Source organism: Phytoamicus setariae, assembly GCF_016722925.1.
Classification (GTDB): domain Bacteria; phylum Pseudomonadota; class Alphaproteobacteria; order Rhizobiales; family Rhizobiaceae; genus Rhizobium_E; species Rhizobium_E setariae.
In genome coordinates this window covers 68,988-84,894 of record NZ_JAEQNC010000014.1, presented here as the reverse complement: position 1 = coordinate 84,894, position 15,907 = coordinate 68,988, and the positions used below count along the sequence as shown (strand labels likewise).

Annotated in this window: 13 protein-coding genes; 2 read left to right on the top strand and 11 right to left on the bottom strand. The window is 60.7% G+C overall.

What is annotated here, in order from left to right; all coding sequences use genetic code 11:
* Positions 1-3 precede the first annotated feature (3 nt).
* The 3 genes from xdhB to uraH are packed head-to-tail and all read right to left on the bottom strand — an operon-like array spanning position 4 to position 4,200.
* The gene (xdhB, locus tag JJB09_RS21460) at positions 4-2,337 is read right to left on the bottom strand and encodes a xanthine dehydrogenase molybdopterin binding subunit (protein ID WP_201663130.1); all 2,334 of its coding nucleotides are present in this window, start codon (positions 2,335-2,337) and stop codon (positions 4-6) included.
* 12 nt (positions 2,338-2,349) lie between these two features.
* Positions 2,350-3,831 carry a xanthine dehydrogenase small subunit gene (gene xdhA, locus JJB09_RS21455; protein ID WP_201663129.1) on the bottom strand — a complete coding sequence of 494 codons (1,482 nt, stop codon included), beginning with the start codon at positions 3,829-3,831 and terminating at the stop codon, positions 2,350-2,352.
* A gap of 3 nt (positions 3,832-3,834) precedes the next feature.
* Positions 3,835-4,200 carry a hydroxyisourate hydrolase gene (uraH, locus tag JJB09_RS21450; protein ID WP_201663128.1) on the bottom strand — a complete coding sequence of 122 codons (366 nt, stop codon included), beginning with the start codon at positions 4,198-4,200 and terminating at the stop codon, positions 3,835-3,837.
* A 164-nt stretch (positions 4,201-4,364) separates the two neighbouring features.
* On the opposite strand from uraH, the gene puuE reads away from it, so the two are divergent.
* Both puuE and JJB09_RS21440 read left to right on the top strand, forming a co-directional pair.
* Entirely contained in the window at positions 4,365-5,783 is a 1,419-nt protein-coding gene (puuE, locus tag JJB09_RS21445) for an allantoinase PuuE (protein WP_201663127.1), read from the top strand.
* A gap of 126 nt (positions 5,784-5,909) precedes the next feature.
* Positions 5,910-6,395, top strand: a complete 486-nt coding sequence (locus tag JJB09_RS21440; RefSeq protein ID WP_201663126.1) for an ureidoglycolate lyase — start codon at positions 5,910-5,912, stop codon at positions 6,393-6,395.
* A 175-nt stretch (positions 6,396-6,570) separates the two neighbouring features.
* Here the strand turns inward: JJB09_RS21440 and JJB09_RS21435 are convergent, their stop codons facing one another.
* The 8 genes from JJB09_RS21435 to JJB09_RS21400 all read right to left on the bottom strand — a co-directional run bounded on the left by JJB09_RS21435 (position 6,571) and on the right by JJB09_RS21400 (position 15,882).
* Complete coding sequence (locus JJB09_RS21435) at positions 6,571-7,698, bottom strand: S-(hydroxymethyl)glutathione dehydrogenase/class III alcohol dehydrogenase (protein ID WP_201663125.1); 1,128 nt, start codon at positions 7,696-7,698, stop codon at positions 6,571-6,573.
* A gap of 57 nt (positions 7,699-7,755) precedes the next feature.
* On the bottom strand, positions 7,756-8,403 hold the full coding sequence (locus JJB09_RS21430) for a glutathione S-transferase family protein (RefSeq protein ID WP_201663124.1): 648 nt from the start codon (positions 8,401-8,403) through the stop codon (positions 7,756-7,758).
* Between the two features lie 10 nt (positions 8,404-8,413).
* Complete coding sequence (locus JJB09_RS21425) at positions 8,414-10,180, bottom strand: Rieske 2Fe-2S domain-containing protein (RefSeq protein WP_201663123.1); 1,767 nt, start codon at positions 10,178-10,180, stop codon at positions 8,414-8,416.
* A 43-nt stretch (positions 10,181-10,223) separates the two neighbouring features.
* Positions 10,224-11,132, bottom strand: a complete 909-nt coding sequence (locus tag JJB09_RS21420; protein WP_201663122.1) for an aromatic ring-hydroxylating oxygenase subunit alpha — start codon at positions 11,130-11,132, stop codon at positions 10,224-10,226.
* Positions 11,133-11,174: 42 nt separating this feature from the next.
* On the bottom strand, positions 11,175-12,035 hold the full coding sequence (locus JJB09_RS21415) for an aromatic ring-hydroxylating oxygenase subunit alpha (protein ID WP_201663197.1): 861 nt from the start codon (positions 12,033-12,035) through the stop codon (positions 11,175-11,177).
* 325 nt (positions 12,036-12,360) lie between these two features.
* Positions 12,361-13,293, bottom strand: coding sequence for an ABC transporter permease (locus JJB09_RS21410; RefSeq protein ID WP_201663121.1), 933 nt, complete (start codon positions 13,291-13,293; stop codon positions 12,361-12,363).
* Complete coding sequence (locus tag JJB09_RS21405; protein ID WP_201663120.1) at positions 13,286-14,362, bottom strand: ABC transporter permease; 1,077 nt, start codon at positions 14,360-14,362, stop codon at positions 13,286-13,288. Before JJB09_RS21405 ends, JJB09_RS21410 begins: the two co-directional genes overlap by 8 nt.
* Positions 14,359-15,882: an ABC transporter ATP-binding protein gene (locus JJB09_RS21400; RefSeq protein ID WP_201663119.1), complete on the bottom strand. Its 1,524-nt coding sequence runs from the start codon at positions 15,880-15,882 to the stop codon at positions 14,359-14,361. Before JJB09_RS21400 ends, JJB09_RS21405 begins: the two co-directional genes overlap by 4 nt.
* Between the last annotated feature and the right edge of the window lie 25 nt (positions 15,883-15,907).

Sequence of the window (15,907 nt, the reverse complement as noted above, 5' to 3'; positions counted from 1 at the left end):
AATTTACCCCCTGGCCGCAGCCCGCAGCCGTTCGACCGCCATCAGCACCCGCTCCGGCGTCGCCGGCGCATCGATGCGTGGCGGCATCAGATAGTCCGCAACGCTCGCCGCCGCCATCGATATCGCCTCGAGCACCGAAATCGGCAGCATGAAGGGAGGCTCGCCGACCGCCTTGGACCGGCGGATCGTTTCCTCCGGATTAACCGACCATTCGGCTAGGTTGACGTTGAATATGCGCGGCCGGTCGGAGGCAAGCGGGATCTTGTAGGTCGATGGCGCATGGGTCCTGAGCTTGCCCTTGGCATCCCACCAGAGTTCTTCCGTCGTCAGCCATCCCATGCCCTGCACAAACGCACCTTCGATCTGGCCGATGTCGAGCACCGGATTGAGCGACCGGCCGACATCGTGCAGGATATCGGCGCGTTCGACCCGGTATTCGCCTGTCAATGTATCGACGCTGACTTCGGAGCAGGACGCGCCATAGGCATAGTAGAAGAAAGGCCTGCCCCAACCCTCGGCGCGGTTCCAGTGGATCTTCGGCGTCTTGTAGAAGCCCGCCGCCGAAAGCTGTATCCGCGCGCCATAAGCAATCTTGATGAAATCGGCGAAGCTAAAACGCTGAGTGCCGACGCGAACGGTGTTCGGCTCAAAGGCGATATCCGCCTCGCTGACACCGTAACGCTCGGCGGCGAAAGCCACCAGCCGCGCCTTGATCTGCTGGACAGCATTGGCCGCCGCCATGCCGTTGAGGTCCGAGCCGGAGGAAGCAGCGGTCGCCGAGGTGTTCGGCACCTTGCCCGTGGTCGTCGCCGTCACCTTGATCCTGTCGAGATCGACCTGGAACTCGTCTGCAACCACCTGCGCCACCTTGGTATAGAGCCCCTGCCCCATTTCGGTGCCGCCATGGTTCAGATGGATCGAACCATCCGCATAGGCATGCACCAGCGCGCCGGCCTGATTGTATTCCGTCTTGGTGAAGGAGATCCCGAATTTCACCGGCGTCAGCGCTATGCCGCGCTTGATGATCCGGCTCTTGCCGTTGAAGGCGAGAATTTCCTTGCGTCGCGCGGCATAATCGCAGGAGGTTTCCAGCTCCGCGATGATGCGCCCGATGATGTTGTCCTCGACGGTCTGGTGGTAGGGCGTCAGATTGCGCCCCTCGCCGCCGTAGAAATTGAGCTTGCGGATTTCGAGTGGATCCTTGCCCAGGGTATAGGCGATATCCTCGATCATCCGCTCGCCGCCGACCATGCCCTGCGGACCGCCAAAACCACGGAACGCCGTGTTGGAAACCGTGTTGGTCTTGAGCGGCCGCGACCGCAGCCGGACATGCGGATAGAAATAGCAGTTGTCGGCGTGAAACAGCGCCCGGTCGGTAACGGGACCGGAGAGGTCGGCCGAAAACCCGCAACGCGCCGAAAACACCGCATCCACCGCCTCGATCCTTCCATCGGTGTCGAAGCCAACCTTGTAGCCGACATGGAAATCATGGCGTTTGCCGGTCGCGGTCATGTCGTCGTCACGGTCGGGGCGGATCTTGACCGCGCAGCGATATTTCCTGGCAGCGACCGCAGCGACAGCGGCAAACAGGTTTGCCTGCGTTTCCTTGCCGCCGAAAGCCCCGCCCATCCGCCGCACATTGATCGTCACGGCATTGGACGGAACGCCCAGCACCTGGCCGACCATATGCTGCGTCTCGCTCGGATGCTGGGTCGAAGAGTAGATCGTGATCTCGTCATCTTCCCCGGGAATGGCAAAGGAGATCTGGCCTTCGAGATAGAAATGATCCTGCCCGCCGATGCGCATCTCGCCTTCGATGATGTGCTTCGCCCTGGCGAAACCGGCGGCGATATCGCCGCGCTGCAGCTTCAGCGGATCGATAACCAGCGGATAACTGGCCGCCGCCGCCTCGAGGACATCGGTCACATGCGGAAGATCCTGGTATTCGATCCTTACCTTCGCTGCCGCGCGCCGGGCAGCATCGCGGGTGGTGGCGATGACGGCGAAAATCGGCTGACCATGAAACTCGACCCTGTTGCGGGCGAAGACCGGATCATCATGTTTATGCGCCGGGCTGACATCGTTTTCGCCGGGAATGTCGTCCGCGGTCAGGACGCCAATAACATCGGGGGACGCTCGAACCGCGTCGAAGTTCACCGACAGGATATCAGCATGGGCACGTTGCGACAGGCCCAGATAGGCATGCAGCGTACCGGCCGGCTCCGGAATGTCGTCGATATATTCGGCAGTGCCCGTCACATGCTTGTGGCCGGATTCGTGGCGTTCATTTTCATGCACGCCGCCGCGGATGCGATCGATGGGCTGCATCAGGTTCATTGTGTCATCTCCTCACACCGTCAGCGTCGTCTTGTGATCCAGCCGCACAAGCTTTTCATCCTGCGTTTCCAGATAGAAGCGGCGCAAAAGGTTTTTTGCCACCAGAAGCCGATAGTCTGCCGAGGCCCGCCAGTCGGTGAGCGGCGAATAATCCTCGCCCAATGCCGCCGCCGCTGCCTCGATCGTCGCATCGTTCCAGGCGCCGCCGGCCAGTATGGCTTCGACATTTGCAGCACGCTTGGGCGTGCCGGCCATGCCGCCGAATGCGATGACCGCACTGGCGACCATGCCTTGCCCGTCGAACGCGACGCGGAAAGCCCCGCAGACCGCGGAAATATCCTCATCCCGCCGCTTGGTGATCTTGTAGACGGCGAAGCAGGTTGCCTTATCAAGAAAGGGAATGCGCACGGCCTCGACGAACTCGCCGGGCTGCCGATCCTGCCTGCCATACTCGATGAAGTAGTGTTCGAGTGGCACGGTCCTGCGCACACCGCCTTTGCGCAAGACGACAGAAGCGCCAAGCGCGATCAGGGGGGGTGGCGTGTCGCCGATCGGCGAGCCATTGGCGATATTACCGCCGATCGTGCCCATATTGCGCACCTGCTGGCCGCCGATGCGGTCCCAAAGCTCGCGCATTTGCGGAAAATGTTTTGATATGACCGGATAGGCCTCGGTGTAGCTGACGCCTGCACCGAGCGTGACGCCGGTTTCGTCCAGCGCGATGCCGCGCAACGCGTCGAGATGGGCGAGATGGATGACCGGCGCAATGTCGCGCATGAACTTCGTCACCCACAGGCCGACATCGGTCGAGCCGGCGACGATCCGCGCCTTGGGTTCGGCCTCAAACACCGTGGCGAGATCATCGACGGACGCCGGCAGGATAATGCGTTCGGCGCCTTCGCCAATCACCACGCGCCTGCCGTCCTTCAGTGCGGCCAGCCGCCGGCTGATTTCTGCTCGCTCGCGCACCAGGGGGTCTTGATCGAGGTCGCCGATGACCGAAACCGCCTGGGCGGCGCGGACGATGGCGGCATAGCCGGTGCAGCGACAGAGATTGCCCTGAAGCGCCTTCTCGATCTCATTGACCGATGGCTTGGGGTTTTCCATCCAGAGCCCATAGAGCGACATGACGAAGCCCGGAGTGCAAAAGCCGCATTGCGAACCGTGCGTCTCGACCATGGCCTGCTGCACCGGATGCAGCGGGCCATTGGCGGCGGCGAGCGAATCCACTGTCACGACGTGGCAGCCATCGAGCGAGCCGACGAACCGGATACAGGCATTCACCGATTCGTATTTCAGCCGCCCGTCCAGCAAGCGGCCAACCAGCACCGTGCAGGCGCCGCAATCCCCCTCGGCGCAACCTTCTTTGGTTCCGCGCAGATTGCGGTCGATGCGCAGGAAATCGAGAAGCGTCTGAACCGGCGAGACGGCGGACAGCTCGACAAGCCGGTGGTTGAGCAGGAAGCGGATGATGTTGCGAGTGTCAGCAGCCATGGTTCAGCTCCCGCGATAGGTCGAATAGCTGTAGGGCGAAAGCAGCAGCGGCACGTGATAATGCGCCGTCGCGTCGGCGATGCCGAAGCGAATGGGGATGACGTCGAGGAACGGCACGCCACCGGTGGTGCGGCCGAGGTAATTTCCAGCATGAAACCTGAGCTCGTAGACACCTGGCTTCATCCGCTCGCCGCTGAGCAGCGGTGCATCGCAGCGGCCGTCGTCGTTGGTCTTGGCCGAATCCAGCGGTTCGGCCAGTCCGCCCTGGATGCGGAAAAGTTCGATATGCAGGTTCTCTGCCGGTTTGCCGCGCGCGACGTCGAGCACATGGGTCGTCAGCCGACCGCCATTTGCCGCTTGCGTTTGCATGGTTTCACCTCCCCGGGACTGCATTCATCCATCCACTATCCTTGAGCCGACTTCCCTTGAGTAGCGGGCTGATCGTTCGAGACTTTCAAATATTTCGAGGGGAATGGTGGACACGTTTTCTGGGTAGGAATCGGCCAATCGCAAGCTTAGGGAGGAGCGGCCGCATGAGATATCCCCGAGATCTGCACGGCTATGGCGCAACCCCGCCGGATGCCGTCTGGCCCGGTGGGGCGCATATCGCCGTGCAATTCGTCGTCAACTACGAAGAGGGTGGCGAAAACTGCGTTTTGCATGGCGATGCCGCCTCGGAGGCTTTTCTGTCCGAGATCGTCGGCGCGCAGCCCTGGCCCGGCAAGCGCCATTGGAACATGGAATCGATCTACGACTATGGTGCGCGTGCCGGCTTCTGGCGGTTGCACCGGTTGCTGACGGAAAACGCTGCACCGGCGACGGTCTATGGCGTGGCAACGGCGCTGAAGCGCTCGCCGGCGCAGGTCGCGGCCATGCAGGCGGCCGGCTGGGAACTCGCCTCGCACGGATTGAAATGGGTCGAGCACAAGGACATGGACCCAGACGAAGAGCGCCGGCAGATCACAGAAGCAATCCAGCTGCACGAAATCGTCACCGGCGAGCGCCCACTCGGCTGGTATACCGGCCGCTGTTCGGAAAACACTGTCGATCTCATCACCGAGGACGGCGGCTTTGCCTATGTTTCCGACAGCTATGCCGACGACCTGCCCTACTGGCACGAACACAACGGCAAGCACCAGCTCGTCATTCCCTACACGCTTGACACCAACGACATGCGCTTCGCCACCGCGCAGGGTTTCAACAGTGGCGACCAGTTTTTCAGCTACCTCAAGGATACGTTCGACGTGCTCTATGCCGAAGGGCGCGCCGGGGCACCGAAAATGATGAATATCGGCTTGCATTGCCGGCTTGCCGGACGGCCGGGGCGCATTGCCGCGCTTGGCCGGTTCATCGACTACGTCAAGAGCCACGACAGGGTCTGGCTTGCACGCCGGATCGACATCGCCAGCCATTGGGCTCAAACCCATCCCTTTCAGGCGGGCAAGGATCGCCCGTCACGGCTCACCGAAGAGGCTTTCGTCTGCCGCTTCGGTGGCGTGTTCGAACACTCGGACTGGATTGCCCGACGCGCGTTCGCCGATGAACTCGGGCCCGCCAACGACACCGCAATCGGCTTGCACGCAGCGTTGACGGCAGTTTTTCGCAGCGCCGACGAAACCGAGCGTCTCGGCGTACTCAAAGCCCACCCCGACCTTGCCGGCAAGCTCGCGCAGGCCAGACGCCTGACCGAAAGCTCGACCAGCGAACAGGCCTCGGCCGGTCTCGATGCCCTGACCGATGCCGAACGGGCACGCTTTGACGCGCTCAACAGCCGCTACGTCGAAATTTTCGGGTTTCCCTTCATCATCGCGGTCCGGGGATTGAGCAAGGGCGATATCCTGACCTCCTTCGAAAGCCGCGTCGGCAACGACCGCGAGACCGAGTTCAACGCCGCCTGCCGGCAGGTGGAGAGGATCGCGCTTTTGCGCCTGTCCGAGATGTTGCCATGGTGAGGAGATGCCCCGTTACGGACGCCCTGCCGGATTTTGTACGCAACACGATCAATCTCGCTTCAAACGGGCTCCCCCTGTTGCGAATGCATGAAGACGAACCTGCCCCATTGATGAAGGAAACACCCCATGAAGACGATTCCCATCCGGCCGCTGACCCGCGAAGCATTCGCCCCCTTCGGCGAGGTCCTCGAAACCGAAGGCGCAGCAAGCTTCTCCATCAATGCGGGAAAATGCATGCGTTATCACGACCTCGCCAGGATCGAGGCAACGGGCGAAAAAGCACGCCCGATGATCAGCCTGCTGCGCGCCGAGCATTACGCTTTACCGCTGGAACTGACGATGGTCGAGCGGCACCCGTTCGGCAGCCAGGCGTTTATTCCACTGAGCAGTAATCCGTTTCTGGTGGTCGTGGCCGAAGAGACTGATCAAGGCCCCGGCGAACCGATCGCCTTCAGGACCGCTCCCGGTCAAGGCGTCAATATCGGCCGCAATATCTGGCACGGAATTCTCACCCCTCTCGACGCCACCTCCGACTTCGCCGTGGTTGATCGCGGCGGCGAAGGCCTCAACCTCGAGGAGCATTTTTACGAAAAGCCCTACCTGATCAAGTGACGCTTATCAGGGGTTTCCGAAAATAGAGGCCGGCCCGAACATGGCCGGCCTCGTTCGTTGCGGCACTATGGCATGGTCTTCAAAGTGAAACGGCCGAACCGCAAGCAGCGGTCCGGCCGATCAGATGTGTCCCGGGCATGATCACGCCCCAGCAGGATCAAAGGCAAATGCTCGACTAAAACACCACCACGCCGCGGATGCTTTCGCCGGAATGCATCAGCTCGAAACCCTTGTTGATGTCTTCGAGCGGCATGGTGTGGGTGATCATCGGATCGATCTGGATCTTGCCGTCCATGTACCAGTCGACGATCTTCGGCACATCGGTGCGGCCGCGTGCGCCGCCGAAGGCGGTGCCCATCCAGCTGCGGCCGGTGACCAGTTGGAACGGACGCGTCGAGATTTCCTGGCCGGCGCCGGCGACGCCGATGACGACAGACTTGCCCCAGCCGCGGTGCGACGATTCGAGTGCCTGGCGCATCACCTTGGTGTTGCCGGTGCAGTCGAAGGTGTAGTCCGCGCCGCCGATCTGGTCGGCACCACGCTTGGTCATGTTGACCAGATGGGCAACGATGTCCTCGCCAACTTCCTTGGGATTGACGAAGTGGGTCATGCCGAAGCGCTCGCCCCATTCCTTGCGGTCGTTGTTGATATCGACGCCGATGATCATGTCGGCACCTGCGAGCCTAAGCCCCTGCAACACGTTCAGACCAATGCCACCCAGACCGAAGACGATGGCGGTTGCGCCGATCTCGACCTTGGCGGTGTTGATGACCGCGCCGATGCCTGTGGTGACGCCGCAGCCGATATAGCAGATCTTGTCGAACGGCGCGTCTTCACGCACCTTGGCAACCGCGATTTCAGGCAGCACCGTATACTGGGCGAAGGTCGAGCAGCCCATATAGTGGTGGATCTTGTCCTTGCCGATCGAAAACCGCGAGGTGCCATCGGGCATCAGGCCCTGGCCCTGTGTGGCGCGGATCGAGGTGCAGAGATTGGTTTTGCGGGATGTGCAGGAATAGCACTCGCGGCATTCCGGCGTATAGAGCGGAATGACGTGATCGCCCTTCTTGACTGAGGTCACGCCGGGACCGACATCGACAACGATACCGGCGCCTTCATGGCCGAGAATGGCAGGAAACAAGCCTTCCGGATCGGCACCCGAAAGGGTGAAGTCGTCGGTATGGCAGATGCCGGTGGCCTTGACCTCGATCAGCACTTCGCCGGCCCGTGGACCTTCGAGCTGTACGGTCATGATCTCAAGCGGTTTGCCAGCCTGAACGGCGACGGCGGCGCGTACGTCCATTTTTCTTCTCCAAATTCAAATCGAGATTGCCTGGCGAGGCGCCTGGCCTTTGCTTGTTCATGCGGCCTGGGCGGGACCAGCGGGAAAGACACCGGACATGACGGTAAAACCGCTGATGCGTTTGAAACGATCGCACCAGCGCCGGATCGCCGGATAGTCCTGGCGCGGAATGCCCCCTTCCTCCGACAGCATGACGTAAGGGAAGCAGGCGATATCCGCCAAGGTCGGCTGCCGGGCCGAACAGATCCAGTCGCGTCCCTCCTGCTCGCCGAACCATAGATGCTCGTCGAGGATGCGAAACAGCCGGTGCGCACCCGCACGCGCCGCCTCGATATCGAAATCATAAAACAGCGCATCATGTAGGCGTGCGGCGGATGCGGTGCCGGTGATGCCATCAGCAAAGGCCAGCCACTGGCTGATCTCGCCGAGCAGAGCCGGATTGCCCAGCGGATACCAGCTGTTGGATTTGTCATATTTGGCTGCGAGATAGACCAGGATTGCCTGAGCGTCGCGCAGCAGCAGGCCGTCGTCCTCAAGCACCGGCAACTGGCCGAGCGGGTTGAGCTTCAGGAACCAATCCGACTTGTGCTCGCGGCCGGGATAGAAATCGACGGGCACAATCTTGGGATCGATACCGAGAAAGCCCATCAGCAGGCGGAGCTTGTAGCAATTGCCCGACAATTCGTAATCGTAAAGGGTAATCATCATTTCTTCCTTAGATATCGAGCACGAGGCGGGCCGATTTGCTGCGGGAAACGCAAGTCATGATCTTGGTTCCAGACGCCCGCTCCGACGCGCTCAGAAAGACGTCCTGGTGATCGGGCTCGCCCTCGATGACAGTTGCCAGGCAGGTGCCGCATGCCCCCTGCTCGCAGGAGGACGGCATATCGATCCCGGCCTCGCGCATAACCTCGAGAATAGTCTTCCCCGCCGGCACCTTGAGCGTCAGGCAAGAGCGCGCCAGCGCCACTTCGAAGCTCGAACTGTCGTCGATGGGTTTGGTATTCTTGAAGTATTCGAAATGCACGGCTTCCTCGGGCCAGCCGGCTTCAGCTGCCACAGCACGCGTGGCTTCCAGCATCGGGCCCGGGCCGCAGACATAGAGATGCGTGTCGCGGCGATAAGGCGTCAACAGCGTGCGCAGTTGCTCGACAGTGGTGTCCGGCGACAGGCCGAGATGCGGCTTGACGGTCTCACCGAGATATTTCATCCGCTCCGGGAAGGCGAGTTGGCCTTCGTTCTGAGCAAAGTAGTGCAACTCATGTGTCAAATTCTGGTTCTTGAGCGCCTGGGCCATTGCCAGCAGCGGCGTGATACCGATGCCGCCGGCAACGAAGATGGTGTTCAGCGCATCGCGGCGCAGCGGGAAATTGTTGCGCGGCTCCGAAATCGCCAGAACGTCGCCCTCGCGCACGATTTCGTGCATGCATATGGAGCCGCCCTTCGAATCCCGCTCGAGCTTGACCCCGATGGTGAAGGAATCCGTCTCGCCGGGGCCGTTGATGATCGAATATTGCCTGATATCGCCGTTCGGCATGTGCACGTCGATATGGGCGCCGGGCTGGAAGGTCGGCAGCAGGCCTTTGAGCGGCCGGAGTTCAAAACCCATGATGCCATCGGCCGCCGGCCATTTCCTGGCGACCTGGACCCGAATGCCCGCCTTGCGGCCATGGGCCGTCAGCTCAGGCATGGACGCAAGCTCTTCCGAGACCGGTTCGAAGACCGGTTCGATCGGTGCCGGTGCCGGCATCGACGAGGCCTTGCGTTCGACAGCAACACGCAGTGCCGACAGATGTTCGTTGTGGTGGCGCAGAACGGCGGCACGCTGCGCGCCCTCCATCTGCCCATCCAAAACGCCGCGGATCACAGAACGGTTGGAATCGACCGGCTGGACGAAGAATACTCCGAACGTTTCGGCGCCATCAGCGCGGGCTCGCAGTGCAACTGCTGTTGCCGACGCGGTTTCCACCGAAACCTCGGCATCCGCTCCATCAATCCGTGCGCTTGGCTGGAAGCGATAGGAGCGAAGCGCCTCGACGACCCGCGCGGCGGGCGCATTGACCGGAATGGCACGCAAGGCAAGCACATTTGCCTCGTCAAGGCCGCCAACAACGGGACTTTCGCCGACGGCTTGCTCTGACGACCATACCAGCCCGTAGCGTTCGACGGCCGGGAATGTGCGGTTGGTGATCGTGCGGGCTGGCGCATCGGCGGGATGGGCAGGGATGTAGGTGCAGCCGGCAGTGCGGTTCGAGTAGCGCCAACCGTGATACTGGCACTTCAGCTCGCGCCCGTCGTTGATCCCGATCGACAACCGGACGCCGCGATGTAGACAGCGGTTCTCCCAGATATTGACGAAACCGTCGTCGGCACGCCAGACGGCGAATTCCCTGCCGAAAAGCTGGCCATGGAACACGTGGCGCAGCGGTAGATCGGTCGTCGCGGCAATCGGATGCCATTCGCTCCGAGTGTCATTCTGCATCTGTTTCTCCAATTCACTATCAAGGTTCGGCAATGGTCGTCGCTCAATTCGCAGCCGGAATGACCCCGTAGGTCAGTCCCTTCTGGCTGAGCCAACGACGGTAGGCGATGGCGGATTTGTCGGCGCGGATCGGCGTTTCCGCCCGTGGGTCGAGCGGCAGCCGCTTCGGGAATTGGTTCTCCAGAATGGGCTTGTCCTGACCGAAAATCGTCTGCTGGAAGCGCTTTATGATCTTGTCCGCATTCGTGTCGTCCAGCACGCACAGCATCATATGCGCACGAATGCGCTCCTCATCGAGCGGCTGCAGGAACACGGCGATGACATCCATCCGCGTCTCGTCGAGCGGGCTCGATTTGTAGAGCACCGCGCAATAGGGATGCGGCACACGATAGACATAGTCCACATCCGCACCGCCGCCCGACGCGATCGAGGCCATAGGCTGATAGAAGCGGCATCGGGTTGCGATAATTTCGTCGCGGTCGACGGAAATCTCGACGTCGTATTCCTTCACCTCGGTGTGCGGTTCGACGCCGAGGATATCGGTGTGCACATAGGGAAAGTGCCCCATGTCGAGGAAGTTCTCGATGGCGCGGGGTGCGGAGACATTGACGCCGAAAGTGGCGGCATTGAGCTTGCGCCGATCGGCTTCGGCATATTCAGGGATCGGGAAAATGTCGTCCGTCGGGATACCAAGCGACGTCCACACATAGCCATAGGCGCTTTTGGCAGGCAGGGCGGCATCGATAGCCGACGGGACGAACCGGTCGCCCGATCGCAGACCGGCACAGCTGCGCCAGACGAAAACCGCGCCATCGGCGTCAACCGAAAAGCTGACCCGCACTTCCAGCAGAACAGTATCGACCACGATACCAACAGGCACTTCATCCACCGCACCCAGGGGGTGCCAGAGGTTCAGCACGACAGGGTCCGAACACGTCTTTTGCTGTTTCATCTTTTTCATCCTTCAATTCGGGCGTTTGACGCCGGGTCCCGATCAGGCGTGCAACGGGATCGCGCCGTAAGTGACACCCCGCTCGCGCAACCAGCGGCGATAGTGAACAGAAACGACATCGGCGCGGATCGGCGTTTCGGCGCGCGGGTTGAGCGGCAGGCGTCCGGGAACTTGATTTTCGAGGATCGGCTTGTCCTGCGCGAAGATCAGCTGCATGAAGCTGCGCACCGTTGCCGCGTCCATGCCATCCTTCAGGTAGCAGAGGTAGGAATGCGCGACGCAATTGTCCTCGTCGACCGGCTGGACGAAGAGCACGATAACATCCTTGCGCGCCGGATCGACCGGGTTGCTTTTGTAGAGCGCGACCGTATAGGGCCGGATAACCTTGTAGGTGTAGTCCACCAGCATGCCTTCGGTGGCAGTCGGCGACGCTATCGGTTGATAGAACCTGCATTCGGTTGCGAGAATTTCGTCTTCCTCGGTGACCGAGACATTGTAGGGCAACACCTCGGTATGCGGCTCCTCGCCCAGCCAGCCGGTATGGACGAACGGGAAGTGCCCCATATCAAGGAAGTTCTCGACCAGGCGAAGCCCCGACACCTTGACCGCGATGGAGCCGCCGCTGACCAGATGACGGTCGCTCTCATCCGACTCCCTGACGTAATGTGGATCCCGCTCGGGCTTGCCAAGACATGCCCAGGTAAAACCATATCGCTTCTCGGCACACACCTCGTCACCCGTATCGGTGCGTACTATCCTGACCCTTTCGCAGCCATTGCGCGTGATGGTGAGATCGACCCCCATCAGCCGGGTTGAAAAGGGCACGTCCGGAACCAGCATTGAGCAATCAGCCACGACATGCCAGTCATTGAGCAGAATGCGGTCGTTACAAGGTTGTACCATCATGGAGTTCTCTCCGTCACAACGGCCGACATGTGTAATCGGCTCCAGGCAGCAGGCGTGCTTCAGTCTCAAGCTACCGTCCCACACCCGAGTTCAGAGTAGAATGTCTATCATTGCCTCGCGGATGCCCGCAGTTAAGGTTGAAATTCAACGATCCGGTGGAGGTCGCTCAACGAGCACCATCAGTCCTCGCTCTGACGCAAAGCGATCAGATACTGCAATATCAAAGCTTTAGGAAAAGCGCACAAACGTCAAAACCGGCCATGCATGCTCGCACGGCCGGTTCGGAAGGAACCGGCATGACATGCCGGCAATTCACATCGCATCATTCGCGACTGTAGGGCACACCAAGCCCCACGGGTTGATGCGTGCGCGAACGCAGGCCGGCAAGCAATATCAGCGAGGCGACGTAGGGCAGGACTAGAAAGAAATGATGGGGTATGGCAACACCGACAACCTGCGCATGGATGCCCACCGCCTCGAGCAGGGCGAAAATGAAGATCGCCCCCACGATCCGGAACGGCATCCAGTTGCCGGCGATGATCGCAACAACCACCAGCCATCCACGGCCGGCAATCAGGTCCGGCACGAACCGGTCGGAATAACCGAGCATGAGGAAGGCACCACCGAAGCCGGACATCAGGCTGCCGAACATGATTGCCAGACACTGGCGGCGACCGACGCCAAGGCCTTTGACGTCAAGCGCCTTGGGGTTTTCGCCGACACATCTGATTTCCAAACCGTACCTGGTCCGATAGAGAAAAAACCACACCAGCACCGGCAGGAGAAAGCTGACATAGGTCAGCAGACGCTGGGAAAACAGCACCGGTCCCAGAACCGGGATGTCGGAGAGATAGGGGATATCGACCTGTTCGAAGCCGGCGAATTTCGGCGGCTCGCGGCCAATTACGTAGTTCTGGAACCAAAACAGGGTGAGGCCGGATGCGAGAAGGTTCAATGCCAGGCCGGCAACGAACTGCTCGGCTTTGAGAACAATGGTCACAAACGACATGATCAGGCTGATCAGCGCGCAGGCAAGAATGGCGACCAGCAGCGCAAGCCATGGCGAACCGGTCGTCGAGGCGACCACATAGGCCACCACTGCGCCGAGCAGCATGGTGCCTTCGACGGAAATGTTCCAGATGCCGGCTCGCTGTGTCACGAGTTCCCCCATCGCAGAAAATAGCAACGGAGTTGCAATTCGGACCATGGCAGCCAGAATACTGACGAGCATAGGGCCTTGCAGGAGTTCAAGCATGTACGTGGTTCCTTACAATCTTGAATTTGGTAGCCACCGCGGCGCACAGGAAGAACAGCAGAACCAGCCCTTCCATGGCAGACACTAGTCCAGCCGGGGTTCCGCTTTGCAGCCGCATGTAGATGGCGCCGGCCTTGAGCGCCCCGAAAAACAGGGCCGCGAGCATGACGCCGGTCGGGCGCAGGCCGCCGACCATGGCAACTACAATGCCGGAGCTGCCGATGCCCAACAACGTCTCGGCACGCAAACGATGGGATGTGCCGAACAGATCCCCCGCCCCTGCAAGCCCGGCAAGCGCGCCGGACATCAACATCACCACCAGCAACAGCCGGCGAATGTTGGTGCCACGAAAACGCAGCGCCGTCGGGTTCGAGCCGAAGGCCCGGATTTCATAGCCAAGCGACGTCCGCTCGATCAGGACGGCGCAGAAAACCGAAGCGGCTAGTGCGAATAGAAAGCCGATATGCAGCTTGCCAGCGCCCTGACCGAACAGGACAGGCCACTCCAGCGCCGGATTGACGGGCGGCGATTGGTGGTAGGCGACGGTAACGCCGGTTTCCATCCACGGCCCACCGTCCAGGAGGTAGGCGAGAAAGAAGATAACGATGTAGTTCAGCATGACCGTCGAGATGACCTCGCTGGTGGCGAACCGGGTCTTCAGGTAACCGGCGAGCATACCGAGGGCGGCACCGCCCAATAATCCGGCCAGTGCAATGACACCAAGCGCCATCCAGTAAGGCAGGCCCCCAACCATGAGGCTTGCCCAATAGGCCATCATCGCCCCGGCAAACACCTGGCCTTCCTGACCGATATTCCAGATCTTCGCACGAAAGGCGATGACCGTTCCAAGGCCGACCAGAAGCAGCGGTGTCGCCTTCGAAAGCGAACCAAGCAGGGCATTCTGACTTCCGAAGGCGCCAACCAGAAGCGCCGAGAACGCCTTCGCCGGATCGCCGCCCGACAAGGCAAGCAACAATGCGGAAGACAGGAGGGCACCCAGCAGTGCTGCCGAATAGCAGGCAGCGTTCCATCCCGGACTGTTGCCCGAGCGTCTTTGAATCGAAATCATTGAACTGTCCGTTGCAGGTCTTTGGCGTCACCCGCCATCATCATTCCAAGCTCGAGGAGCGTAGTTTCCTCAGGCCGCACAATGCCCATGATCCGTCCCTTGAAGATAACGGCGATGCGGTCACACAGGCGCAAGAGATCGTCCAGCTCTTCGGATGCAAGCAGCACCGCAAAACCGGCTGAACGTTTCTCGAGGATCTTTTCATAGACGAATTCCGACGCCGCGACGTCGAGCCCGCGTGTGGGCTGGTTGGCAAGCAACAGACCTCTGGAATGCAGGAACTCGCGCGCCAGAATGACGCGTTGGGCGTTTCCGCCCGAAAGCCGCTCTACCGGCAACTCGGGCGATGCGGTGACCACCTTGAACTCCTCGATTTTCCGGCGCGCCAGGTCTTCCATCTTGCGCCGATCGAGAAACGGACCGCGACAGTAGTCCCGCGCGCGCTGCCATCCGAGGATCAGGTTTTCGGCGGTGCCGAATTCCGGTATCAACCCTTCAAGGAACCGGTCATCCGGCACGAAACCCACACCTCTGTCCAGCATCTCCCGCGCTGTCGGTTTGGCAATCACCTCCCCTTCGAGCGAAAACGTGCCGGAGCTCAGGGTACGAACCCCCATCAAAGCTTCGAACAATTCCTTCTGGCCGTTGCCAGCAACGCCGGCGAGTCCCAGAATTTCATGGCGCCCGATGTTGAAGCTCACATCTTTGAGAAGATCTTCGCCCCAATCGCCGGTCGCGCAGGCGCGATCAACGGCGAGAACCTCGCCGCTCGGCTGGACAGACCTGTCCTTCACATGCTTGCTGACCTTGTGGCCAACCATCAGCGAGGTGATTGCTTCCGCGGTGGTCTGCGACGTTTCCACCGTGGCGATGGCCTTGCCCTTGCGCAGGATCGTCACCCGATCTGATTGCATGACCTCGCGCAGCTTGTGGCTGATCAGAATGATCGACAGGCCACGGCGGCGCATACCATCGAGGATGCGGAACAACTGGTCTGATTGTTGCGGTGTGAGGACCGCCGTCGGCTCATCAAGGATGAGCAGTTCGGCACCGAAGTAAAGCGCCTTGAGGATTTCGACCCACTGCTGCTCACCAACCGAAAGTTGCCAGATTTCACGATCGAGATCGATCTTGATTCCGCAGGCGTCGCAAAGCTCGCCAATCTTCTGGCGAGCTTTGGACTTCGTCAGAAACATGCCAGCATCGGCACTGCCGACGATGATGTTCTCGAGGACAGTGAAATTGGCTACCAGCACGAAATGCTGGTGCACCATGCCGATCCCCAGGCGAAGCGCGTCGGCTGGCGAATTCAGCTCCGCAACTTCGCCCTTGAAACGGATCACGCCGCTGTCGGCACGATAATAGCCGTATAGACAGGACGACAGGGTCGACTTTCCAGCCCCGTTTTCCCCGAAAAGACAGTGAATTTCGCCCTTTCGTACCTCCAGGTTGACACCGTCATTGGCGATGACGGGGCCAAATCGCTTTGTAAGATTTTGGACGCTGAGAAGATTTTCCATTCGATCGTACCGGCCGCCTTCAGTC

Coding starts and splice junctions, on each gene's coding strand:
- JJB09_RS21435 (WP_201663125.1), bottom strand. CDS start 7,698: ATGGACGTACGCGCCGCCGTCGCCGTTCAGGCTGGCAAACCGCTTGAG.
- JJB09_RS21410 (WP_201663121.1), bottom strand. CDS start 13,293: ATGCTTGAACTCCTGCAAGGCCCTATGCTCGTCAGTATTCTGGCTGCC.
- uraH (WP_201663128.1), bottom strand. CDS start 4,200: ATGCAAACGCAAGCGGCAAATGGCGGTCGGCTGACGACCCATGTGCTC.
- JJB09_RS21405 (WP_201663120.1), bottom strand. CDS start 14,362: ATGATTTCGATTCAAAGACGCTCGGGCAACAGTCCGGGATGGAACGCT.
- xdhA (WP_201663129.1), bottom strand. CDS start 3,831: ATGGCTGCTGACACTCGCAACATCATCCGCTTCCTGCTCAACCACCGG.
- JJB09_RS21420 (WP_201663122.1), bottom strand. CDS start 11,132: ATGAAACAGCAAAAGACGTGTTCGGACCCTGTCGTGCTGAACCTCTGG.
- JJB09_RS21430 (WP_201663124.1), bottom strand. CDS start 8,403: ATGATTACCCTTTACGATTACGAATTGTCGGGCAATTGCTACAAGCTC.
- JJB09_RS21415 (WP_201663197.1), bottom strand. CDS start 12,035: ATGGTACAACCTTGTAACGACCGCATTCTGCTCAATGACTGGCATGTC.
- JJB09_RS21425 (WP_201663123.1), bottom strand. CDS start 10,180: ATGCAGAATGACACTCGGAGCGAATGGCATCCGATTGCCGCGACGACC.
- puuE (WP_201663127.1), top strand. CDS start 4,365: ATGAGATATCCCCGAGATCTGCACGGCTATGGCGCAACCCCGCCGGAT.
- JJB09_RS21400 (WP_201663119.1), bottom strand. CDS start 15,882: ATGGAAAATCTTCTCAGCGTCCAAAATCTTACAAAGCGATTTGGCCCC.
- xdhB (WP_201663130.1), bottom strand. CDS start 2,337: ATGAACCTGATGCAGCCCATCGATCGCATCCGCGGCGGCGTGCATGAA.
- JJB09_RS21440 (WP_201663126.1), top strand. CDS start 5,910: ATGAAGACGATTCCCATCCGGCCGCTGACCCGCGAAGCATTCGCCCCC.